Origin of the sequence: Pseudomonas sp. PS1(2021) (assembly GCF_020405165.1) — a bacterium.
GTDB lineage: Bacteria > Pseudomonadota > Gammaproteobacteria > Pseudomonadales > Pseudomonadaceae > Pseudomonas > Pseudomonas aeruginosa.
Window position 1 is genome coordinate 1,280,505 of the sequence record NZ_CP084484.1, and the last position, 20,980, is coordinate 1,301,484.

General features: G+C 58.9%; 20 protein-coding genes. 5 read left to right on the forward strand and 15 right to left on the reverse strand.

Translation table 11 applies throughout. From position 1 onward, the window contains the following. Window positions 1–51: 51 nt before the first annotated feature. Window positions 52–1,254, forward strand: coding sequence for a LysR family transcriptional regulator (locus LE197_RS06345; protein ID WP_226033937.1), 1,203 nt, complete (start codon window positions 52–54; stop codon window positions 1,252–1,254). A gap of 6 nt (window positions 1,255–1,260) precedes the next feature. Here the strand turns inward: LE197_RS06345 and LE197_RS06350 are convergent, their stop codons facing one another. From LE197_RS06350 to LE197_RS06360, 3 genes are all read right to left on the reverse strand, one after another. Then, entirely contained in the window at window positions 1,261–2,508 is a 1,248-nt protein-coding gene (locus LE197_RS06350) for an OprD family porin (protein WP_226033938.1), read from the reverse strand. Between the two features lie 89 nt (window positions 2,509–2,597). After that, on the reverse strand, window positions 2,598–3,860 hold the full coding sequence (locus LE197_RS06355) for a gallate dioxygenase (protein ID WP_226033939.1): 1,263 nt from the start codon (window positions 3,858–3,860) through the stop codon (window positions 2,598–2,600). Between the two features lie 22 nt (window positions 3,861–3,882). Next, window positions 3,883–5,232 carry an MFS transporter gene (locus LE197_RS06360; RefSeq protein ID WP_226033940.1) on the reverse strand — a complete coding sequence of 450 codons (1,350 nt, stop codon included), beginning with the start codon at window positions 5,230–5,232 and terminating at the stop codon, window positions 3,883–3,885. A gap of 416 nt (window positions 5,233–5,648) precedes the next feature. Between LE197_RS06360 and LE197_RS37055 the strand changes: the two genes are divergently transcribed. Further along, entirely contained in the window at window positions 5,649–6,233 is a 585-nt protein-coding gene (locus tag LE197_RS37055) for a biotin/lipoyl-binding protein (protein ID WP_318841012.1), read from the forward strand. Window positions 6,234–6,714: 481 nt separating this feature from the next. Here the strand turns inward: LE197_RS37055 and LE197_RS06370 are convergent, their stop codons facing one another. From LE197_RS06370 to LE197_RS06410, 9 genes are read right to left on the reverse strand one after another with little or no spacing between them, the layout of a single operon-like run. Next, on the reverse strand, window positions 6,715–6,882 hold the full coding sequence (locus LE197_RS06370) for a hypothetical protein (protein ID WP_226033941.1): 168 nt from the start codon (window positions 6,880–6,882) through the stop codon (window positions 6,715–6,717). Window positions 6,883–6,890: 8 nt separating this feature from the next. Further along, window positions 6,891–7,394, reverse strand: coding sequence for a hypothetical protein (locus tag LE197_RS06375; RefSeq protein WP_226033942.1), 504 nt, complete (start codon window positions 7,392–7,394; stop codon window positions 6,891–6,893). A 20-nt stretch (window positions 7,395–7,414) separates the two neighbouring features. Continuing rightward, window positions 7,415–8,428, reverse strand: coding sequence for a 4-hydroxy-2-oxovalerate aldolase (gene dmpG, locus LE197_RS06380; protein WP_264086468.1), 1,014 nt, complete (start codon window positions 8,426–8,428; stop codon window positions 7,415–7,417). A gap of 31 nt (window positions 8,429–8,459) precedes the next feature. Then, a complete protein-coding gene (locus LE197_RS06385; protein ID WP_226033944.1) occupies window positions 8,460–9,383 on the reverse strand; it encodes a catechol 2,3-dioxygenase in 924 nt (307 codons plus the stop codon). Between the two features lie 51 nt (window positions 9,384–9,434). Then, window positions 9,435–9,731 (reverse strand): 2Fe-2S iron-sulfur cluster-binding protein, encoded by a 297-nt coding sequence (locus LE197_RS06390; protein ID WP_226033945.1) that lies wholly within the window; start codon window positions 9,729–9,731, stop codon window positions 9,435–9,437. After that, window positions 9,731–10,678, reverse strand: coding sequence for an acetaldehyde dehydrogenase (acetylating) (locus LE197_RS06395; RefSeq protein WP_226033946.1), 948 nt, complete (start codon window positions 10,676–10,678; stop codon window positions 9,731–9,733). The genes LE197_RS06390 and LE197_RS06395 overlap by 1 nt, the downstream gene beginning before the upstream one ends. Window positions 10,679–10,722: 44 nt before the next feature. Then, complete coding sequence (locus tag LE197_RS06400) at window positions 10,723–10,914, reverse strand: tautomerase family protein (protein ID WP_226033947.1); 192 nt, start codon at window positions 10,912–10,914, stop codon at window positions 10,723–10,725. Window positions 10,915–10,932: 18 nt separating this feature from the next. Then, window positions 10,933–11,721, reverse strand: coding sequence for a 2-oxo-3-hexenedioate decarboxylase (gene dmpH, locus LE197_RS06405; RefSeq protein WP_226033948.1), 789 nt, complete (start codon window positions 11,719–11,721; stop codon window positions 10,933–10,935). 13 nt (window positions 11,722–11,734) lie between these two features. Further along, window positions 11,735–12,520, reverse strand: coding sequence for a fumarylacetoacetate hydrolase family protein (locus tag LE197_RS06410; protein WP_226034102.1), 786 nt, complete (start codon window positions 12,518–12,520; stop codon window positions 11,735–11,737). A gap of 146 nt (window positions 12,521–12,666) precedes the next feature. On the opposite strand from LE197_RS06410, the gene LE197_RS06415 reads away from it, so the two are divergent. The 3 genes from LE197_RS06415 to LE197_RS06425 all read left to right on the forward strand — a co-directional run bounded on the left by LE197_RS06415 (window position 12,667) and on the right by LE197_RS06425 (window position 17,223). Next, complete coding sequence (locus LE197_RS06415; protein WP_226033949.1) at window positions 12,667–13,560, forward strand: LysR family transcriptional regulator; 894 nt, start codon at window positions 12,667–12,669, stop codon at window positions 13,558–13,560. Between the two features lie 1,006 nt (window positions 13,561–14,566). Continuing rightward, the gene (locus LE197_RS06420; protein ID WP_226033950.1) at window positions 14,567–15,604 is read left to right on the forward strand and encodes an ABC transporter substrate-binding protein; all 1,038 of its coding nucleotides are present in this window, start codon (window positions 14,567–14,569) and stop codon (window positions 15,602–15,604) included. A gap of 53 nt (window positions 15,605–15,657) precedes the next feature. Further along, a complete protein-coding gene (locus LE197_RS06425; protein WP_226033951.1) occupies window positions 15,658–17,223 on the forward strand; it encodes a phosphoenolpyruvate carboxykinase in 1,566 nt (521 codons plus the stop codon). Here LE197_RS06425 and LE197_RS06430 read toward each other — a convergent pair. From LE197_RS06430 to LE197_RS06440, 3 genes are all read right to left on the reverse strand, one after another. Continuing rightward, complete coding sequence (locus tag LE197_RS06430; RefSeq protein ID WP_226033952.1) at window positions 17,154–18,416, reverse strand: LysR substrate-binding domain-containing protein; 1,263 nt, start codon at window positions 18,414–18,416, stop codon at window positions 17,154–17,156. The genes LE197_RS06425 and LE197_RS06430 overlap by 70 nt on opposite strands. 102 nt (window positions 18,417–18,518) lie before the next feature. After that, the gene (locus LE197_RS06435) at window positions 18,519–19,397 is read right to left on the reverse strand and encodes a hypothetical protein (protein ID WP_226033953.1); all 879 of its coding nucleotides are present in this window, start codon (window positions 19,395–19,397) and stop codon (window positions 18,519–18,521) included. A gap of 31 nt (window positions 19,398–19,428) precedes the next feature. Beyond that, a complete protein-coding gene (locus LE197_RS06440; protein WP_226033954.1) occupies window positions 19,429–20,979 on the reverse strand; it encodes an acetolactate synthase large subunit in 1,551 nt (516 codons plus the stop codon). Window position 20,980 lies beyond the last annotated feature (1 nt).

Genomic DNA, 20,980 nt, shown 5'->3' on the forward strand with positions numbered 1-20,980 from the left:
CCTGCCCTAGGCATAGTTGTATCAGTCTCAAGCCGAGGGACGTGAAGCCCTATGATCGACGCCGAAATGCCGAACATCATGCAAGTACGTGCCTTTGTCCGCGTGGCTGAGCTGGGCAGTGTGTCGCGCGCGACAGAGGTATTGTTCCGTGCTCAGTCGGTAGTCACGCGGGCCATCGCTGAGCTGGAAACGCGTTTCGCTGTGCCGCTGTTCGAGCGTCATGCCAATGGCATGCGCCTCACTGGCTATGGCGAATGCTTGCTACCTCGGGCACAACGGGTGCTGGCAGAGCTGGACAGTGTGCAGGAGGTGCTGGGTGTCACCCAGGGCGAACCTCTCTATCTGTTCCAGGCGCGGCGTCTGCAGGTTTTTGTGAAACTTTGCGAAACTCGGCACATGCAAACCGTGGCGCGGCACTTCGGCCTTAGCCAGCCGGCCGTCAGCGCTGCCCTGAAAGTACTTGAAGGCGGTTGTGGACAGCCCTTGTTCGTGCGCACGTCTCGAGGGCTGCAGCCCACAACGGCCAGCCGGGACATTCTGTTCCCCATTCGTCGTTCGCTCAACGAGTTGCGGCACATGGACAGTGATCTGAGCGCAATGCAAGGCACCTTGCGTGGGGTGGTGCATGTCGGTGCGTTGCCGTTGGGGCGCTCGAGCATCTTGCCAGATGCGATTCTACGCTTCACCGCGCTTCATCCTCAGATCCGGGTCGTTACCAATGAGAGTCCGTTTGACTTGCTGGCAACAGAGCTGCGAGTAGGTGACTCGGACTTCATTCTTGGTGCATTGAGGCCTCAGGACTATGCCACGGACTTGGTCGGCGAGCCGCTCATCAGTGAGCAAATGGTGCTGCTCGCCCGCCAGGGACATCCTCTTTCGAACACGCACCTGACTCTCGAAAACGTTCATCAGGCGCACTGGGTGTTACCTCGGGCTGGCTCGCCAGCGCGGCGGCTGCTCGACAGCTGCTTCGCCGCCGCAGGCTTGTCTGCGCCGTGGCCGGTCGTGGAAAGCGGAGATCTAGCGATTATCCGCGGCCTGCTGGTGCGTTCGGACATGTTGGCAGCAGTGTCGGCCCACCAACTAGGCTATGAGATCGCCAGCGGCGAGCTGCAACGCTTGCCACTGGCGTTGCCGGGTACAACCCGTGCCATTGGCTTGATGCAGCGCGCCGGATGCCTGCAATCCCCCGCGGCATCCGCGCTGATGGCCTGCATCCGCCAGGTAATCTCAGAGCCGGTCGATGCAGGCTAAGTTGTATTACAGCAAGTTGAGCGGGTAGCTGACAATCAGCCGGTTTTCATCGAAGCTGTTGGTGCTGCCCCAATTACGGCGCTGGCTGGAATTGCGCCACTTGACGTTGAGGGTCTTCAGCGGGCCTGACTGGATCACATAAGCCAGTTCGCTTTCTCGACCCCATTCTGTGCCGTCGCTGGTGCTGGCGTTGTGCACGTTATCGCCGTGAATATAGCGGTTCATCAAGGTCAGCCCAGGCACACCCAGAACGACGAAGTTGAAGTCGTGTCGCACTTGCCAGGAGCGCTCCTGTGCGCTTTCGTAGCTAGAGCCGAACGCGTCGTTGGCCAGTGTGCCGCCACTCGCGCCGTTGATCCGGAACCATTCATCGTCGCCCATGACCTTCTGCAGGCCAACGTAGAAGGTGTTGCCACCGATTTTCGCCGAGAACAGCCCCGAGGCGGTGCGGTTGTCCAGATCGCCGGCCTTGGCGCTGCCATCCTCCTTGCCCCAGAAGTAACCAAGGTTGGCGCCCAGTACCCAGTCGCCCAGCGGTTGCTGATGTTGCACCTGGAGATAGCGTTGCTGGTAGATGTCTTCGAGCTGGGCGTACCAGGCGCCGACCAAGGTGCGGTCCTGGTTGAAGCGGTATTCGCCGCCGGCGAAGTCGAAGCGGTCCGATGTGTACGCGGTGCGAGTGAACAGGCTCATGTCCTGCATGCTGGCGTCGTTACGTGGGCTATTCTGGCGGAACTGGCCGCCGTAAAGGGTCAGACCGGCCAGTTCGTTGGAAGTCAGCTGCGCACCTTGGAACGTCTGCGGCAGTGAGCGGCCATCGTCGGCGCGCAGGATCGGTAAGATTGGCGACCATTCGCCAACTTTGAGTTCGGTCTTGGATATCCGCATTTTACCGGCGACCGCTGTGCGCCCGAAATCGTGTGCCGGTCGCCCGTCGTCGTGGACGGGTAGCAATTGCGTCCCGGCGGTGCCTTTGCCGCCATCGAGCTTGATGCTGTACAGACCCAGCACGTCGACGCCGAAGCCGACCACGCCAGGGGTGAAGCCGGACCTGAAGTCGAGGATGAAGCTCTGCGTCCACTCTTCGGCCTTGCCTTGGCTGGCGGCGCCAGTGTAGTCACGGTTCATGTAGAAGTTGCGCAGCGTCAAGCTGGCCTTGGCATCGTCGACGAACCCTTCGGCCGAGGCGGCTAGGGGTAGGCTGGCGGCCAGGGCGAACGTGGGGGCGAGCGGGTACAGGGCATATCGTGCCATGGAGCGGATTCCGTTTTATTGACGTTGTTGTGGAATGCAGTGCTGCGGTTACGTCGGGGGCGGTTACGGCCCCCGACGTCGTCGTGCGATTAGTTGGCGGCCTTGCCGGCCACTGAGTAGCGTACCTGCTGGTTGCGGGTTTTCATGAAGTCGTCGATGCTCTGCCCGCGCATTGCGGCGTAGATATCCAGGTTGGACACGCCCAGTACCGCGCCGAGTTTCTCCAGGACGAAGAAGATCACTCCGTAGTGAATCAGACCGCGCCAGTCGCGACGACGCAGCAGGTCGCTTTCCTCTTCGCTCAGGCCGGCTTCGCGGTAAAGCGCTTCCGGTTCGGCGAGGAAGCGTTGACGCCACTGAGGCTCGATCAGTCGATGGAGAAACTTGTTCAGGCGATAGCCCTTGGCGCTGCGTTCCAGGGTGTACGGGTAGGTGCCTTCGAGCAACTCGGCACCTGCCAGCTGATGTTGCATGCGCTGACGGTGGCGCTCGTTTACCGGGGCCGGCAGCGCTTGATCTTGGTTTTCCAGAAGCAAGGTGGCGATGCCCGTCATCGACGGTAAGTAATAGCTTTGGTGCTTGCGCTCGACATTGCCCGAGAGCGCACCGCGCATGATCAGCCAGGTGATCACTTCGGCCCCCTCCATGCCGCCGAGTGCTGCGTACTCTGCCAAGGTCATCTCAGTGAGCCGCTCTGGGTCGTTGACCAGCAGCTCGAGAAACTGTGCGTCCCACTCTGGGTTATTGAAACCACAGCGTTCACCATGCACCTGGTGCGACACCCCGCCGGTGGCGACGATGGCCACCTTGAGGTCCTCCGGATAGCTCTCGATGGCCCGACGCAAGGCCTGGCCGAGTTTGTAGCAGCGTCGTGCAGTGGGAATCGGCAACTGCAGTACACCCACCTGCAGCGGGACGATCTGCACTGGCCAACCTTCTTCGCAAGGCAACAGGGCCGACATCGGCGAGAAGAAACCGTGGTCCAGCGGCTTGTCACGGAAGAAGCTCATGTCGAACTCATCGGCCATCAAGCTCTGACCGATGTGCCGCGACAGCGCCGCATGCCCGCCTACCGGTGGCAGGTCACGCGGGTTGCCGCCTTCGTCGGCTACGCCGTACTGCTCGTCGACACCGAGAGTGAACGCACTGTAGTGGTCGAAAAAGAACGAGGTAACGTGGTCGTTGAAGATGTAGAACAGCACATCTGGCTGGCGCGCTTCCAGCCATGTCCGAATTGGCTCGAAGCTTTCGAAGATCGGCGCCCAGGCGGCTTCCTCTTGCTTGTCGTGGTCGACGGCGAAGCCGATGGTCGGGGTATGTGAGACGGCCAGGCCACCAATGATACGAGCCATGCGATAGTCCTCTATTACAAAGTTACGGCGTTGTTACTGCGTGGCTTGCGCGCAGCCGGGCCTGGCCGTTGGCCAGAATCGCCAGGGCTGCGGCGAACGCCGGCAGGCCGAGGAGGATGAACAGCAGCGGCATGCCCAACCCAAGGCTGAGTACGGCGCCACCGATGAGGGAACCGAAAATTGCCCCGAAGCGCCCGATACCGAGCATCCAGCTGACACCCGTGGCGCGGAACTCAGTCGGGTAGTAGCCGGGGGCGAAGGCGTTCAGGCCGGTCTGTGCGCCGCTCATGCAGAAACCGGCAGCCGCCACACCAACCACCAGCAGGCTCGACTCCAGGCTCAAGGCGCCCAGCGAGACGATGCACAGGCCACCGAGGCCGTAGGCGATGGCGATGACTCTGTTGGGGTTGCGCCGGTCCATGATCCAACCGACAACGATGGCGCCGGCTGCGCCGCCGATCTGGAACAGGCCAGTGATGGTCGCGGCGCGCTCGATGGACAACCCGCCATCACGGAGCAAGGTCGGCAACCAGCCCATGGTCAGGTAGATCACCAGCAGCCCCATGAAGTAAGTCACCCACAGGGCCATTGTGCCGAAGCGATAGCGTTCGCTGAACAGTTGGCGCGCTGGCGCTTTGTGCTGCACTGCCGGCTCGCTAACGGTGAAACGGGTGCCTTCGGCAAAACGTCCACCGAGCTTGGCCAAGGCTGCGGCAATCTGTTGCGCGGGCGCCTGGCGGGCGGCGAGGAAGCGCGCCGACTCTGGCAGCAACCACAGTAGCAGAGGCAGTAAGGCCAGCGGCAGCAAGCCACCCGCCAGCAGCACCGACTGCCAGCCGTGATGTGGGATGAGCCAGGCGGCCAGGAATCCGCCCAGGCCCGAGCCCATGTTGAAGCCAGTGAACATGATGGTGATCATCAGCGAGCGGTTGCGTGTGGGCAGGTATTCGGCGAGCAGCGTTGTGCAATTTGGCATCGCAGCACCCAAGGCGACGCCTGTCAGCAGCCGTAAGATGGCCAGCTCGTATGGGTTACGCGCGAAAGCGCAGGCCAAGCTCAGTAGGCTGAAGCCGCTGACCGCGATCAGCAAAACTTTCTTGCGGCCAAGCCGGTCGGCGTAAGGGCCGGCGGTCAGTGCGCCAATGGCCAGGCCGACCATGCCGGCACTCATCACCGGGCCGAAGGCGGCGCGTGACAACCCCCAGTCCTGCATCAGCGACGGCGCGATAAAGCCCATCACCGCGACGTCGAAGCCATCGAAAAGCACGATCAGGAAGCACAGCGAAAGGATCAACCACTGATAGGCAGCGATGGGGCGGTTATCGATCCAGTCTTTTACATCAATAGGAGTGTCGACAGGAGGCTTGAGCATGCGTGGTCACCTTTGTTCTTGTATTGGTGTGAAATGCTCTGGTTGTCGCAAGGCTCCGAACGGACCTTGACCAAGCAAAAATCACCCCGCCGGATTACGGCGTGAGGTTGACTGTAAACCCGAGGTCCACGCAGCGCCTGCGGGATTTCTTTAACCAGATATCTATTTTTTTTATCGGATTGAGCCGGTCGCTCAGGTCATCAGCGGTTTTGCCAGCAGCTAGCAAACGCGTCGTGCAGGAAGGGGCGGGGGAGGCCGCTATTGGACGCCCTGGGGTGTGCTGGCGCCAAAGGATCACGGTAGGCGGCCGGCTCGAACGTCAGCAATCCGGCTACATAGTTGCGATAAGTTTATACCCTGATGACAACAGTTGTAGACGAATTGCCGACAAGGCAGATCAATTTCAGCATTAAACCATGCGGCGTGACATTTATTATTGGCGCCCTTCGCATCGCTTCGAAGCGGTTTTATGGCTAGCTGCGCGCTTCGCCAGCGAGGACCGCCGCCTGTGCATGCGCCGCTTGATGGCATCCGTTGGAGCGGGCGTTCCTAAGAAACGATGCGACCCTATCCGTTTTTTCGATCATTTCTTTAGACAGCCCGATCATGCAGATCTCTCGCGCCAAGCTCTTTTCGTGCTTGATTGCTTCATCCGTGCTGCTTGCTCCTGTGACGCGGCGCATCAGGAGTCCGAGTCTGCGAGCGTGGAGGTTAGTGTATATACGATCACTGCCGCCCCGTTGACGCTGACGACCGATCTACCGGGTCGCACGACAGCGTTCCGAGCCGCCGGGGTGCGTCCTCAAATCAGTGGCATTGTTGAACACCGTCTTTTCACCGAGGGTACCGAAGTCAAGCAAGGCCAGCGGTTGTATCAGATTGATCCGCGGACCTATCAGGCGCAGCAAACCCGTGCTCGAGCCAGTCTGCGCAATGCTCGTAATCTAGCCGAGCGTTACGCTAGGCTGTCAAAGACCAAAGCGATAAGCCAGCAGCAGTAGGATGATGCATTGGCAGCCTGGAAGTTGGCTGAAGCGGACCAGCAGCTCGCCGACATCAATGTGCAGTCTACGGGGGGGCATGCCACCGATCGCTGGTCGTATTGGACGTTGTGCGGTGACAGAGGGCGCTTTGGTAACCAGTGGCCAAAGCGATGCTATGGCCATGGTCACGCTAAGGGGCTTCCGTAAGATGGAGCAACGGACTCAGAGGCGGGGCGAAGGTTCCGATAGCCGCCGCACGGTGCAGGCGATACGCGTTGTGTTGGCGATCGGGCTTTGCCTCGCTGGCCTTCAAACATCAGCAAAGGCACCAGCGCCAAACAGAACGGCGATGGCGCCATGCACCATGTACTTCACGGGTTCGATTTCCAGCACGCGCGTGCCCAACCAATAGAGACCTGCGGTCACAGCCAGGGTCTGAACGGTGATTGCAATCGCCAGTAACCTTGGTTTACCTGCCCAGGCAGCAGTGTTTCAGCGGTCAGGAATCCAGCAGAACACCAGCAAATACGAGGCTCACACTGGTGACTGCAAAGGCCAGTATTTCAAACGCACCAAACAGCCCATGGGGGTCAAGGCTCGCGAGGTAGAACGGAGCCTCGACCATGGCGGAGAAATCGAACAGCGCACAGAACATCAGATAGCCCAAGCCATAAGCTACCAGCAGCGAGCCGACTCCGAGAATCGCTGGATTCTCGGTAAACGACGAGATAGGCCAGCAGCGCCTACAATTACAAACCAGAACGTCAGCAATGCGCAGAAGATCACATACATCAATGTGATGGGTGTGGTCGGTCCTACCTGCCGCGCTTGGGTATAGAAGACCAGCGCACTGACTGCACACGCCACGGCCACCGTCAACACCAGCATGACCAGCCCTTTTGCCGGCTGGGGTAAGGCCGCGACCCGGCCAGGATATTGACTGCGCCAGAGCATGGTCAGCACTTCCATGGGCACACCAACGACAACCACGAACGTTACCCAACTTGTGAAGAATTCACCTGTGAAGCATCCGATGATCAACAGTGTGAGTGCCATGACCATCAGCAGCAGGAGACTGCCAAGCGCCGGTTGTCGCCCAATCAAAGCTCGGCCTCCTCGGCGCGGCTGGTGCAAAGGGGTTGGGTTGCCCTGAGTAACGCTGTTGTTCTTATTATTCATGCGCAGTGGTCCTGAAGGAGTCAGCCGGTTTTTTTCAGCAAATCAAGGGCTACATCGACAATCATGTCTTCCTGACCGCCGACCACCTGCCGACGGCCCAGTTCGACGAGAATGTCGCGCGTCTTAAGCCCGTAATGCTCGGCAGTAGCTTCGGCGTGGCGCAAGAAACTGGAGTACACCCCGGCGTAGCCGAGAGCCAGCGTTTCCCGATCGACCCTCACGGGGCGCGTTTGCAGAGGGCGTACAATGTCGTCGGCAGCATCCATCAACGTGTAGAGGTCAGTGCCATGGTTCCAGCCCAGGCGCTCAGCGGCCGCGATAAATACTTCCAATGGGGCATTACCCGCCCCAGCGCCCATACCGGCCAGGCTGGCATCGACCCGGTCGCAACCTTCTTCCACTGCGACGATGGAATTGGCCACCCCCAGACCCAGATTATGGTGCGCGTGAATGCCTGTTTGAGTGGTCGGGTCGAGTACGTCCTTGAGCGCCCTGAAGCGCTCGCGAACATCTTGCATGTTCATCGCGCCGCCCGAATCGACGACGTAGATGCAGGTCGCTCCATACCGCTCCATCTTCTTGGCTTGCTGAGCGAAGGCAGACGGTCGGATCATATGACTCATCATCAGAAAGCCCACCGTGTCCATATTCAAATGGCGGGCATGTTCGATGTGTTGTTGTGAGATATCGGCCTCTGTGCAATGGGTCGCTACGCGAACAACGTTGGCCCCTGCTTTGTGAGCTTCGTCGAGATCGTGCGTGATGCCGATGCCAGGCAGCAGTAGCGTTGCGATCTTCGCGTGGCTGATGACATCCGCTACGGCTTCGATCCATTCGATATCGCTATGGGCACCAAAGCCGTAGTTGAAACTGGAGCCTTGCAAACCGTCACCGTGAGCTACCTCAATGCTGTCTACCCGAGCCTTGTCCAGTTCGCGAGCAATGTCCTGAACGTTCTGAATCGAGTATTGATGGCGCACGGCGTGGCTACCATCGCGTAGGGTCACGTCGGAAATATAGAGTTTCTTGTTCATTTGGAGTCTCATTGAGCATCGGAGTGGACGATCAGGTCATCACGGTCAGGAAACGTTCGTTGAGTACGCGGCTGTGATAGAAAATTGCCTTGCCCAAGTGTTTTTCATCCCAGGTGATTGGCTTCTGATCGGGGTAATGGAAGTCTCCGCCTGCAAATACTTCGTTGCGGTTTCCCGAGGGGTCGAAGAAGTAGATGGTCTGGCCATGCGTGATACCGTGGCGGGTGGGACCAAAATCCAGCGAGGTTTCGCTCATTGAGATCAAGTCACCTGCGCGCAACAGCCCTTCCCAGGTGTCGATCAGAAACGAGGCATGGTGGAATCCGCCGATGTTGCCGTCCTCGATGAACGCCACGTCATGGGCTTTGGTCGACAACGAGAGGAAGTTGGCAACGGCGTGACCTTCTTCGTTAACGACCTGTTCGGCAAGGTGAAAACCCAGCACATCGATAAACAGTTCGCGGGTCAGGTGCAGGTTACCGCCGTGCAGCTGACAATGGTCGAAGCGCATCGCTCGCATACCTTTGAGGCCGCGAGGCCAGGCCTCTGGGTTTTTCTCGGCAACGCCCCAGCGACCGGTGTATTCCTTCTCCGCATACAGTTCGAACCAGTGCCCCGAAGGTCCGAAGAAACGCACGCGGCGTCCGCAGAAATCCAGTTCGCCAGCAGGGATGTGTTCAACTTGGCAGCCGTAGGCGATCAGGTCCTGGGTCAACTGCACAAGCGACTGATCGTCGATGACTTTGTAGCCCATGAAGTCCATGCCAGGTTTTTCGGCTTCAACCAGCACCACTGAAAAGCGTTCCACCTCTGTCCAGCCTTTGAGGTAAACCCTGCCTTGGCTGTCACAGTGGGTCAGAATCAATCCGACAAGTTCAACATAATGTTCGACCGCGGCTTCCATATCCAATACGCGGATTTGCACGTGGCCTGGACGCAATATGCCTTTTTTCATAATTTCACCTGTTTGTTGTATTTATTTTTCCGGCTATCCCGATGCGGGCGCCTATATAGGTTCTCTCAGCCGCTCGATTTCCAGATCGCTCGTGGGAACAACGCGACACGCCAATACGAAGCCGTGCGCCTGTTCGCCGTCGGCAATATGTTGGCGGCTCATCGGCCCGCAGGTGTAATCGCCTGAGAGGATTCGCACCTTGCAGACCCCGCAGCCGCCTCCGCGGCAACCCACCGCAATTGCGCGGCAGCCTGCCAATTCCATGGCGCGCAGGAGAGGAGCTCCGTCCAATACCAGGAAAACGTCGCCACTTACGCGTTCGCGGATGCGGTGTGTTCGCGCGCCCATCAGTCAAAGTTGCCTGGTAATGCCGCAGTTGCTGCCAGCCGTTCGGCGCAGGCCAGTGCAGATGAGGTCATAATGTCGAGGTTCCCAGCGTAAGCGGGCAGGTAGTGGGCTGCACCTTCCACTTCGAGAAACACCGAGACTTTCAAGCCGCGCTTCAGACCTAGGCCAGGTACATTCACCGGACTATCGATGATCTCGAATTGCACTGCCTGCTTTAGCCTGTAACCCGGTACGTACGCGCGCACTCGAGCCACCATCGCCTCGACGCTGGCAGTAATCACATCGCGATCTGCGAGGTCACACAGCGCGAATACGCTATCACGCATGATGGGTGGCGGCTCCGCCGGATTGAGGATGATGATTGCCTTGCCTCGTGATGCCCCTCCGAGGACTTCAATGGCTTTGGCTGTAGTTTCAGTGAACTCATCGATATTGGCCCGAGTGCCCGGACCTGCCGACTGGCTGGAAATCGACGCCACGATTTCGGCGTAATGCACCTGAGCCACTGTAGAGATGGCCTTGACTATCGGTATGGTCGCCTGGCCACCACAGGTCACCATGTTTATATTGGTGGCCTCCCGTTCATCATCCAGGTTGATCGCCGGTATCACGTAAGGACCGATGGCCGCGGGTGTGAGGTCAATCACTCGAATACCGTGTGCTTGCAGCACCTCGTTGTGGTGCACATGTGCCTGTGCGGATGTCGCATCGAACACGATGCCAATTTCCTTGAATTCGGGCATTTGCAGCAGCCCCTCTACTCCCTCGGCGGTGATAGCGACGCCCATGCGTTTGGCGCGCGCCAGGCCATCGGAAGCGGGATCGATACCGACCATCGCACCCATTTCGGTGTGTTCGCCGTGGCGCAATATCTTGATCATCAGGTCGGTGCCAATGTTTCCCGAGCCGATGATTGCAACTTTGCAACGCGCTGTTGTCGTCTTCATGAAAACCTCTGACAGTTATTGTTAGCACCTGCGTAGAGCACGGGCTAGCGCCCGCGCTGCTTGGCGGTCTGACCGGCAATTCCGAAGTTGGTATTGGGCACTTCATTGATGATCACGCGCACCGAGTCTATCGGCGCATCCAGGGTCTCGACTGCAGCGAGAGTCAACGCTTCGATCAAACGTGCTTTCTGCGCTTCGCTGCGACCCTGGATCAGGTGGACTTGCATAATGGGCATGGGATTACACCAGACAGGTCAGGCGAAGCGCATCGAGACGGACCCCAGATGCTGATAGCGCACAATGATGTTGTCGCCGGCGCGAACCGCGATCGCCTCCGTGGCTCCGCCAGTCAAGATCACGGTCCCAGCCGGGATTTCACGGCCCTGCAAGCCCAGCATGTTGGCGAGCATCGCGACGCTTTGCGCCGGGTTACCCAGCACGGCGGCAGTGGAGGCAACGGCTACGACCTCGCCATTTTTCTCCATTACTATGCCCAGGTTTTTCAGGTCCAGACCCTGCACCTTGTGATGGCGGCCTCCGAGTGCATAACGTGCAGAGGAGGTGTTGTCGGCAATTACACTTTTCAGATCGAATCGGAAGTCCTCGTAGCGCGAGTCAATGACTTCGACGGCGGGCAGAATGAAGTCGGTCGCCGCCAAGACGCTGGCGACGTTGCACCCTGGGCCCCGTAGGGCCTTGCAGGTGACAAAGGCTATCTCGGCTTCGACTTTGGGGTGGATCAGTCCGGTTGTATCGATGACCCCGCCGTCGGCAACCGAGCCATAGTCAGTGATAAAGCCATGGATTGGTTCTACGACTCCCATCTGGCGCATCTTGGCGTGGGACGTCAGGCCCATTTTCAACCCGGCTATGCGTACGCCACGGTCGATCTTGAGGGCACGAATGGCATCCTGAATCGCGTAGGCATCATCCCAATCCATTTCCGGGTAGTCGTCCGTGATCTTAGGCACGGCTCGGTTTTGCATTTCTGCTGCATCCAAGTGCACCGCCAGTTGCTTGATAACGTCTCGTCTCAGATTCATCAGGCACTTCCCTTTAGATAAAGCGCACGCCGGCCGAGCCGATGCCGCCGATGCTCATACGAAGATTGTCCCCAGCTTTCACGGCAACCATGGCGCCCAGCGAGCCGGATAAAATCACTTCGCCGGGTTTGAGCGTCATGCCCAGCGTACCCAGGGTGTTGGCCAGCCAAACCACTGCATAGGCTGGATGCCCCAGTGCCGCGGCACCCGCTCCCGTTGAAACGATCTCGCCGTTGAGTTCAAGGGTCATGCCCACCAATGAAAGGTCGAGTTCACGCGGGTCAGCGGCGCGATCGCCAAGGATGAACAGGCCGGAAGAAGCGTTATCCGCCACTGTGTCTTGGATCCTGATTTTCCAGTCACGGATGCGTGAGTCGACGATCTCAAAGCAAGGCATCACGTATTCTGTGGCCCGCAATACATCGGCAACGGTGACGCCGGGGCCGGCCAGTTCGTGTTTTAGAATGAATGCAATCTCGGCCTCTGCCTTAGGGGCGATCAGATCATCCATTGCGATGGCTGATCCGTCTGCGCGCAGCATCGCGCTCGTGAGATGGCCGAAATCCGGCTGATCGACTTTCAGCATATCCATGACGACCTGGCTGGTTACCCCGACCTTCTTGCCGATGACGCGTTCTCCGTCGTCTTCGATGCGTTGGGCCAGTACTCGCATCTGAATGGCGTAGGCGTCTCGCACCGTTAGGCCAGGAAAGCGGTCGGTGAGCGGAGCGATGGGCTGGCTATCCTTGAGCGCGCGGTAAAGCTCTTCGCTTAACGGCTCGACAAAAATGGGCTGCATAAGTAGGCCTTTTATTGGTTTAGTCCGGGTCTTGGTATACAAGACCTGTAGGCGGCTCATGGTTAAAAAATTATACGATGCCGTCCAATGCTATATAATTACTAACTAATGCCGAGCAGGCATCGTTAACAGGGCTCAGGTCACCTATGGAAATCAGGCAGCTGCGTTATTTCATTGCCGTTGCAGAAGAGTTGAACTTCAATCGAGCCGCTGAGCGATTGCACATGACTCAACCCGCATTGAGTCGACAGATACAACAGCTGGAGGAAGCGATTCCTGCCGTGCTGCTGGAAAGGAACTCCAAGCGGGTGACGCTTACCGATGCGGGTAAGTCGTTCTACGAACACGCACTCAGAATCTTGGAACAGCTGCATCATGCGGCAGATGAATCGCGCATGTTGTCAGTGGGTCAGAGGGGCAACCTCAGCGTGGGGATTTTCGGTTCGGCGATCCTGGATTTGATTCCTCAAGTCCTCCACCGGTTTTCCACGCTCTATCCCACTGTGAACGTGTCGCTGCACCTGATGGACAAAGATGCGCAGATTCAGGCATTGCGCGAACGACGCTTGACCATTGGTTTCAATCGACTGGTCCCGGCTGAACCGGATATCGAACAGGAACTGGTCAGAACCGAGCCCTTGATCATCGCCATTCCCGCGACCCATTCTCTGGCTAAACGAAAAGAGGTTGAATTAGGGGATGTGCTAGATGAGCCCTTGATCCTATACCCGCGCGGCGTTCGGGGCAGCTTGGTAGTTCAGGTCCGCAAGCTGTATTCCGACTATGGAGCTATGCCGGTCGTTGCCCAGGAGGTCGCAGATGTGACGACCAGCGTTGCATTGGTGGCGTCTGGAGGAGGGTTGAGCATTGTACCTAATGCTGCGAAAAACTTGCGTTTGCCTGGTGTTGTTTATAAACCACTGAAATGTAAGGGAAATTCTACAATAGAACTGATTTGCTTGTATCGCAAAGGTGACACATCACCCGTTCTGCAGGCTTTTCTGCAGACATTAAGAGCATTTATCCTGCGGCGAGTCTGACCCAGCCAAATTTACTCTCTGAAGGCAGCGCCTTTGAGTTTTTCAAACGACCGAACAGGTCCAGCTCGCAGCTGCTGATGCCCAGGCCCACGCTGTATTGACTGCTCATCACGGAGGGGTTGTCAACAGCGCTCACTGGCGTGAGCCATTGGCAGTAGCAGACAGAGAGCGGAGAGTTCGGCGTGCTGGGCTCGCTAATTCGACAATGCAGACGGCGTTCTTTGCTGCCAGGCCCACCGTGGCCAGCGGGCCCAAATGGAAGTCACGCCGTTGGCAGATGCACGTCCAAGTGGCGCGAGATCTCCGAAGGTGTCTGTGGCTATTCGCCGACCAACATGAGCACTTCTATGGCGCGTTCGATACTCTGTGACACGGATTTTCCTTACTTAGCCTGAGCACAGGCAGAGAGAGACTATCGTACTATCGTAGCCGAGGTTTGATCGAGAGGACAGGATACCTAGGACGGGCAGTGAAAAGAACCGCATTGGCGCAAGCGGATGTGTTTGGATCATGTGTTTCTACCCCTATGCACTTGTGATTACCGGTTTTCATTGCCAGTTGAAGGTACTCAAGTGTGCGGCTAGCACGTGTCGAAAGAGGCCATTCGGCAGGGTAGTTCATGTACAACGTGTCGATAGGGTCGCCGAATTGGACGACCTGAACGGCGGATTGTCTTGGGTAAAGCGCCAGCCCAATACTGCCGAGAGTAATGATACCCACCTCGCCAAACGCGTTGTCTTCCCCCCAAGGTGCGCCTTCAGTGCACGTTTAGCACGCTCCACCTCCTCACCATATCCCCGCAGCGCCACGCCGGCTGGGGTTAACTCCAGTGAGCACGGGCGGCGAATGATCGGTTGATCTACATCGTGGCCCCATAGCTTCTATCCATTTGCATGGTATTCGATTGCTAGTGTTGATTTTTGAATTACTCGTTCTGAACGATCTCAGAGTAATTTGAAGTCACTGATAACAAGATTCAGCGTCCTCAGCCATGCGGGAGAAATCAATGCGGGACACGCTCAACCTTGATCGCCGTCGATTCCTGCGCAATTCAATGTTACTTGGCCTGGGCTTGGTCATCGGTGACTTTGCTGCTGGTAGTACAGACCGTGCCGCAACCGCCGATATCCGGATTGCAGTCAATCCTGGCCTTGAGAACGCGACGCTGACTGCATTGATCATGCAATGCGGTTTCCTCTCCCGTTTCGGTGTCGATGCAACCATCGTTGAAGTACCTGGCGCCAAAGCTCCATTCGATGCAGTTGCTTCCGGCACCGCCGATGTCTGCATGGTCTCGGGGTACGACGGCTTGTTGACAGAGATCGAGCGGGGAGCACCGGTCAAGGTCATTGGCGCAGGCATGAAAGACGCTGCACTCGCGATCTTCGCTCGACCAGGCGTCGTCCAGGGCCTTGCCGGCCTTACCGGCAGGACTGTTGCGGTTGGCCCGCACTTGGGGCTGCTACATGCCCTGATGCTGCAACTGTTCAAAGAAAAAGCCATCGACGCCTCTGCCGTGATTTTCGTCGACAAAGGCAGCAATGAGCAGTGCTACCAGGCGGTGGTCCGAGGCGAAGCCGATGCCTGCTGCGCGAGTGTCTCGCACCTGTACAACGCGGATGGGTTGGTGGTGATCGATGAGGGAAATCTGTGGCAGGTATTGCCTCGGTACACCTTTCAGATGGCTTTCGCCGCCGATACCGCCTTGCGCGACAAGCGAGAAGCGCTGGTCGGCGTCATGGCCGCCTTCGGCGCCCTCTATGAATACCTGATGTCGCCGGAGGCTGAAGAAGCCTACTTCGCTGCCCGCCGCAGTGCTGGCAAACACTTCGACGAACGCTCGGCCCGGGCCACGTGGGACTTCATCCAGAAACAGCGCCCGTACGCCACGGACCTGACGTTGACCGAGGACGACATAGCTTACCGCCAGGACATGGACATAGCCCTTGGCGACCTGAAACACAAGCAGTCATTCGCCGAAGTGGCTGACATGTCAATCGCCAGGGCAGCAGCAAAGCTGCTCGGATCATCCCCGCGAACTTGAAACCTTGCCCGTCAACGGGCCGCACTATTGGCGTGATGCCAAGGGAATACTGAATGACCACTGATTCAAGACCTCAAGTACATCTCGACCTGAGCCGAACTCGACTCATTGAAAAGGCGCTGCAGCGGGGTGAGGGGCAGCTTGCCGATTCTGGCGCGCTGGTAGTGACCACAGGTACGCGCACCGGCCGTTCGCCAATGGATCGCTACATCGTCGACGAGCCTGGTACTCGTGACCGGATCGACTGGGGTACGGTGAACCGTCCGTTCGATGCGCAACGCTTCGATGCGCTCTGGGCGCGGGTCGAGGCCTGGCTTGACGACAAAGAGTCGTTCGTTTCCAAGGTACATGTCGGTGCGGATCCCGTCTATTACCTGCCCGTGACGATAACCACTGAAACCGCCTGGCAGAACCTGTTCGGGCTGAATCTGTTCATTCGGCCACAGGTATTCAATCCGGCTGGCAAGCTGGAATGGCAGATCCTCAATGCTCCGGGCTTTCAATGTGATCCTGGGCGGGATGGCACGCGTTCTGAAGGTTGTGTGATCCTCGACTTTGCCCAGCGCAAGGTATTGATTGCCGGCATGCAGTATGCCGGTGAGATGAAGAAAGCCATGTTTTCGGTACAGAACTTTCTGCTGCCGGAGCAACAGGTGTTGCCGATGCACTGCTCGGCCAATGTTGGTGACAACGGCGATACCACGCTGTTCTTCGGCCTGTCCGGTACCGGTAAGACTACATTGTCAGCGGACCCTTCCCGTTATCTGATTGGCGACGATGAGCATGGATGGGGTGAAGGCGTGGTGTTCAATCTGGAAGGTGGCTGTTATGCCAAGACCATCGACCTGAGCCGTGAAAACGAGCCAATCATCTGGGAGGCGATACGCTTCGGTGCATTGGTCGAGAATGTGGTGCTCAATGATCAGCGCACCGTGGACTACGCAGACACTCGCCTTTCCGAAAATGGCCGTTGCGCCTACCCGCTGGAGCACGTGGACAAGCGCACGCTGAACAACCTCGGCGGCGAGCCACAGGCGATCGTCTTCCTCACCTGCGACCTGACGGGTGTGTTGCCACCGGTGTCGATCCTGAGCCAGGACGCTGCGGCTTACCATTATCTCTCCGGTTATACCGCCCTGGTAGGCTCCACTGAAATGGGCTCAGGTGGAGGGATCAAGGCGACATTTTCTACCTGCTTCGGGGCCGCATTTCTGCCGCGTCCGGCCTGTGAATATGCCAACCTGTTGATCAAGCGCATTGAAGCTTTCGGTTCGCAGGTTTACCTGGTGAATACGGGGTGGACCGGAGGAGGCCATGGCACGGGCGAGCGGTTCAGTATCCCCACCACCCGAGCCATCATCGCTGCCATCCAGGAGGGGGCCCTGGTGCACACAGCAACCGAACATCTGCCGGGTCTCAACCTGACCATCCCCAAGGCCGTTCCCGGCGTCGACAGCCACTTGCTCAACCCGCGCGATACCTGGGCAGATAAAGCAGCATATGACGCTGCTGCCATGGATCTGGCCAACCAGTTCGTAGAGAACTTCCGTCAGTTCAGCGACATCGATGCTCGCATTCTGGCAGCAGGTCCTGGTTGCTCGGGCAAGGCTGTCAATTGACATCTGCGGGGCCTTTCAAGCCCCGCCTCATTTCCTGCAGTGATCCCCCTCAGCGTGTCGAGGAACACCGATTGCTCCGTACTGGGTACCCAGTCGCTGCGGGTCATAATTCCCTTCATCAGCATGGCGTCAAACCCCCCGCAGGAAAGTTCGACCAGCACACCAAGGTCAAGATCAGCCAGGGCTTCAGTCGCAGTCATCAGCGTGACGCTGTCAGAACCAAGCAACAGGGCGCGGGTCATGCTGCAAGATGAGGTTTCCACGCAGCAGGCTGGTCGAGATTCTGCCTGCTCGAAGGCGGCCTCCATGCGTGTGCGCCTAGGTGTGCTCAAAGCGGGCACAACCCATGGGTATTGGCCCAGCTGCTCAATCGTGATCGTTGCGCAGTGCTGTAAGGGATGACCCATTCGTGCGACGACACAGTAACGGTCTCGAAACAGAATCTCGCAGTGCAATTCATCCTTCGGCCCAGGCGTTCGCAGTGTGCCGAACAGGATGTCGATACGACCGCTGCGCAGGTCAGCGAGCAGTGTGTTGTAGTCGCCAGCGATGACGCGAACCCTGGCTTCTGGGAAAGCGGCCAGAAAGTGTTGCGCTGCGTGCGCCAACTCAGCCGAGCCAGCCATGGGCAATGTGCCGACATGGAACTCAAGGTCAATTCGTGTTGCTGGCGCATCCGGCTTGCGCTGAGCCAACGTCAGCTCGTGGAGGGCGCGGCGCAACTCATCGACCAAGTTCATGCCGATGGCGTTGAGCCGGGGACCATGGGCGCTGCGCTGGAACAACGGCACGCCCAGTGTACGTTCCAGCGTGCGTGCGCTGCGCAGCCGACCTGGCTGGCGGGTGCTGCCGTCGGCGCAGGCGATCAGCGCGTACAGTTGCCTACCGGTGGTCAACCGTTCCACCGGCGAGTTGCCGCTGCCCGAGACTTGAATGAGCGCGTTATCGAGGATGGTGAAGAAGCGGTCGACATGCAGCAGGTAACGCTGGCCACGCTCCGTTGGAAAGCAGCCGGTGGCGCGGCGCATGAAAATACGTGTTCCGATTTTTGCTTCAAAGTTGGAGATGGCTTGCGTGACGGCCGGTTGCGAGGCATGCAACGCACGTGAGGCGCTGTTGATCCCTCCCTCGCGGCCAACCATCTGTACCATGCGCAAATGGCGCAGGTTGAGTGTGTCCAGGAATGTGAGCATTAGTTGCCTTCGCAATTGAATGCTGGCGACAAACGCACTCGACCCGTTGCGCCGGGAGGGGCAGCGCAGCGGGCCGAATGGCGAGGCCTTCAGGGGATGGGGTCAGCCGAGATTGCCGGTGACGTCATCGAACAGCTCATCCACCGACAGCGCGCGCGGAATGATCTTCTGGTCCAGTGCCCAATCGATTGCAGTCTGCAGGCCCTTGCGGTTGGCTTCCAGGCCCAGCGGCGGAAAGACATCGGGCACTCCGCCTTCAGTCAACGCCCGGCTTTCGGCGATCATCCGGTAGATTTCCCTGACCGCTTCCGGATGCTTGCGGCTGATATCCTGGTGAACGACGAACATGTGGTTGATGGGTACGAAACCTTCGCGCTGGTACCAGGCTTTGGCGGCATTGCGTGCATCGGGAACCAGCGTACTCACACGTGGATCCTTGGGCATGTCTTCACCGAGCAGGGCGGCATCGAGCTGGCCATCGAGCAACATCTGCGGCAGGTTGGACCCTGCTGGCAGACGCACGCAGTTCGCCGGGTCCTGGTACTCGGCAATGTGGCCATCGCCCAAGGTCATCCAGGTCACCTTGTCCAAGTCGACACCGTACTCATGGCGCAACACGCCACGAATCCACAAGCCGGTAGTCTGCGCGTAGGTGCGCACGCCGACTTTCTTGCCTTCGATGTCCTTTGGGTCCAGGTGCCCGAAGTCAACGTTGAAGCCGGCGCAGTGGTGCTGGAAGCGGCCCGAAATTGGAGCGGGTAGCAACACATAGGGCTTGCCGTAGGCTTTGGCCTGCAGATAAGTAACGATCGCCAGCTCGCCGGCATCGAATGCGTTGTCGCGCACCATGCTCTTGAAGCCGTTATGGGCCGGAGTGGGGCCGCAGAAGTCGAGAGTGACCAGGGTGGAGGTCACGCGTCCGTCCTTCATGGCCAGGGTGACCGGATAATCGGCCAGGTTGGTGCGCAGCGTCAGCGCCATGGGTATCTCCTTTGCAGTCGGTAAAGTAGTTTCAGAGCCGAACTTCGATCAGGCAGGGGCCTGGTTCCCGGCTCGAGTTGGCCATGGCCTTGTAGAAGGCCTCGGCCGTATCCACGGCAACGCTGGGAACCCCCATGCTGCGGGCCATCGCCAGCCAGTCGATGCGTGGGCGGTCGATGTCGATCATCGACAACGCGCGCTCGCCAGGCTGGCCGGCGCCCATGTTGGCGTATTCGGCCTTGAGGATTGCGTAGCTGTTGTTGGCAAAGATGATCGTGGTGACGTTCAGGTTCTCGCGGGCTTGGGTCCACAGTGACTGGATCGTGTACATGGCACTGCCGTCACCGACCATGCAGAACACTCGGCGGTCCGGGCAGGCCAAGGCGGCGCCGGTGGCTACCGGTGTGGCGTAACCGATCGACCCTCCCATGTTGTTGATCAGGTCATGGGGAAGGGCTCCAATGGTGAGCCCGATGGACTCCCGCCCCGTGGTCAACGACTCGTCCACCAGGATGCAATGCTCGGGCATTGCCGCTGCCAGTGCATGAGCAATGCTCGTGGGGTTGAGCGCTCCAGTGGGTACGGCCGTGTGGATACGTTGCTGCACCTGGGCAGGGGCGGCACGCGTGCCCAGTTCCTGCAACAGCATGTCGAAGGCCAGCTCGCTGTCTTCATCGGCCTCCACCAGTCCATGCACCAGCGTTCCCTCTGCCTTAAGCAAGCTGGGCTTATCCGGGTATGCGAAGAATGCTACCGGTTCGCGGGTTTCGACCGTGACGATATGCTTGAAACCCTTGAGATATGCCATGGCTTGGGAGACCGCATAGGGAATGCGTGCGATCGGCACTCGGCCTGCGCCACGCTCTATGCGGGCGGTGAAGAACTGCGAGCCGAGCTGGGCACCCGTGGCTACGGCAACCTGGCCCGCCTTGACCAACGCCTGCCCCCGGGTTGCCTTGTTGGCCAGTACGATTAGCGTCGGTTCACCGCTGCGCAGCACGTGGGCGACATGCCGGATACGCTCGGGGCAGGGCACCTTGCGTGAAGGTGCGGCTGCGGGTGGCAGCGCCGCAGGCGCGTGGGCCTGTTGCCACGAAGTGTCGCCTGGCAGGATCAGCGTTGCGATCTGGCCGGGATGTTCGCTGGCCTTGGCCACCGCCTGGGCGGTGTCCCAGGCAATGCAGTCGGCAGACTCCGCGCGGCGCACCCAGTGGCTTAGCGGACGTGCCAGGCCCTCGATGTCGGAAGTCAACGGTGGGTCATACTTCAAGTGCGACGCCGAATGCTCGCCGATGATGTTGACCATGCCCGACGAGGCGCGCTTGGCGTTGTGGATATTGGCCAGGCCGTTGGCCAGGCCCGGCCCGAGGTGCAAGAGCGTGGAGGCGGGCTTGTCCTTCATCCGGTACCAGCCATCTGCTGCACCCGTGGCGACACCTTCGTACAGGCAAAGCACACTGCGCATCCTCGAGTTTTCACCGAGGGCGGCGAGAAAGTGCATCTCCGAAGTACCCGGGTTGGCAAAGCAGATATCCACGTCCTGTTCGATCAGGGTCGCGACGAGACTTTCGGCGCCGTTCATC

Coding starts and splice junctions, on each gene's coding strand:
- LE197_RS06345 (WP_226033937.1), top strand. CDS start 52: ATGATCGACGCCGAAATGCCGAACATCATGCAAGTACGTGCCTTTGTC.
- LE197_RS06350 (WP_226033938.1), bottom strand. CDS start 2,508: ATGGCACGATATGCCCTGTACCCGCTCGCCCCCACGTTCGCCCTGGCC.
- LE197_RS06355 (WP_226033939.1), bottom strand. CDS start 3,860: ATGGCTCGTATCATTGGTGGCCTGGCCGTCTCACATACCCCGACCATC.
- LE197_RS06360 (WP_226033940.1), bottom strand. CDS start 5,232: ATGCTCAAGCCTCCTGTCGACACTCCTATTGATGTAAAAGACTGGATC.
- LE197_RS37055 (WP_318841012.1), top strand. CDS start 5,649: ATGCGGCGTGACATTTATTATTGGCGCCCTTCGCATCGCTTCGAAGCG.
- LE197_RS06375 (WP_226033942.1), bottom strand. CDS start 7,394: ATGAATAATAAGAACAACAGCGTTACTCAGGGCAACCCAACCCCTTTG.
- dmpG (WP_264086468.1), bottom strand. CDS start 8,428: ATGAACAAGAAACTCTATATTTCCGACGTGACCCTACGCGATGGTAGC.
- LE197_RS06385 (WP_226033944.1), bottom strand. CDS start 9,383: ATGAAAAAAGGCATATTGCGTCCAGGCCACGTGCAAATCCGCGTATTG.
- LE197_RS06390 (WP_226033945.1), bottom strand. CDS start 9,731: ATGGGCGCGCGAACACACCGCATCCGCGAACGCGTAAGTGGCGACGTT.
- LE197_RS06395 (WP_226033946.1), bottom strand. CDS start 10,678: ATGAAGACGACAACAGCGCGTTGCAAAGTTGCAATCATCGGCTCGGGA.
- LE197_RS06400 (WP_226033947.1), bottom strand. CDS start 10,914: ATGCCCATTATGCAAGTCCACCTGATCCAGGGTCGCAGCGAAGCGCAG.
- dmpH (WP_226033948.1), bottom strand. CDS start 11,721: ATGAATCTGAGACGAGACGTTATCAAGCAACTGGCGGTGCACTTGGAT.
- LE197_RS06410 (WP_226034102.1), bottom strand. CDS start 12,520: ATGCAGCCCATTTTTGTCGAGCCGTTAAGCGAAGAGCTTTACCGCGCG.
- LE197_RS06415 (WP_226033949.1), top strand. CDS start 12,667: ATGGAAATCAGGCAGCTGCGTTATTTCATTGCCGTTGCAGAAGAGTTG.
- LE197_RS06420 (WP_226033950.1), top strand. CDS start 14,567: ATGCGGGACACGCTCAACCTTGATCGCCGTCGATTCCTGCGCAATTCA.
- LE197_RS06425 (WP_226033951.1), top strand. CDS start 15,658: ATGACCACTGATTCAAGACCTCAAGTACATCTCGACCTGAGCCGAACT.
- LE197_RS06430 (WP_226033952.1), bottom strand. CDS start 18,416: ATGCTCACATTCCTGGACACACTCAACCTGCGCCATTTGCGCATGGTA.
- LE197_RS06435 (WP_226033953.1), bottom strand. CDS start 19,397: ATGGCGCTGACGCTGCGCACCAACCTGGCCGATTATCCGGTCACCCTG.
- LE197_RS06440 (WP_226033954.1), bottom strand. CDS start 20,979: ATGAACGGCGCCGAAAGTCTCGTCGCGACCCTGATCGAACAGGACGTG.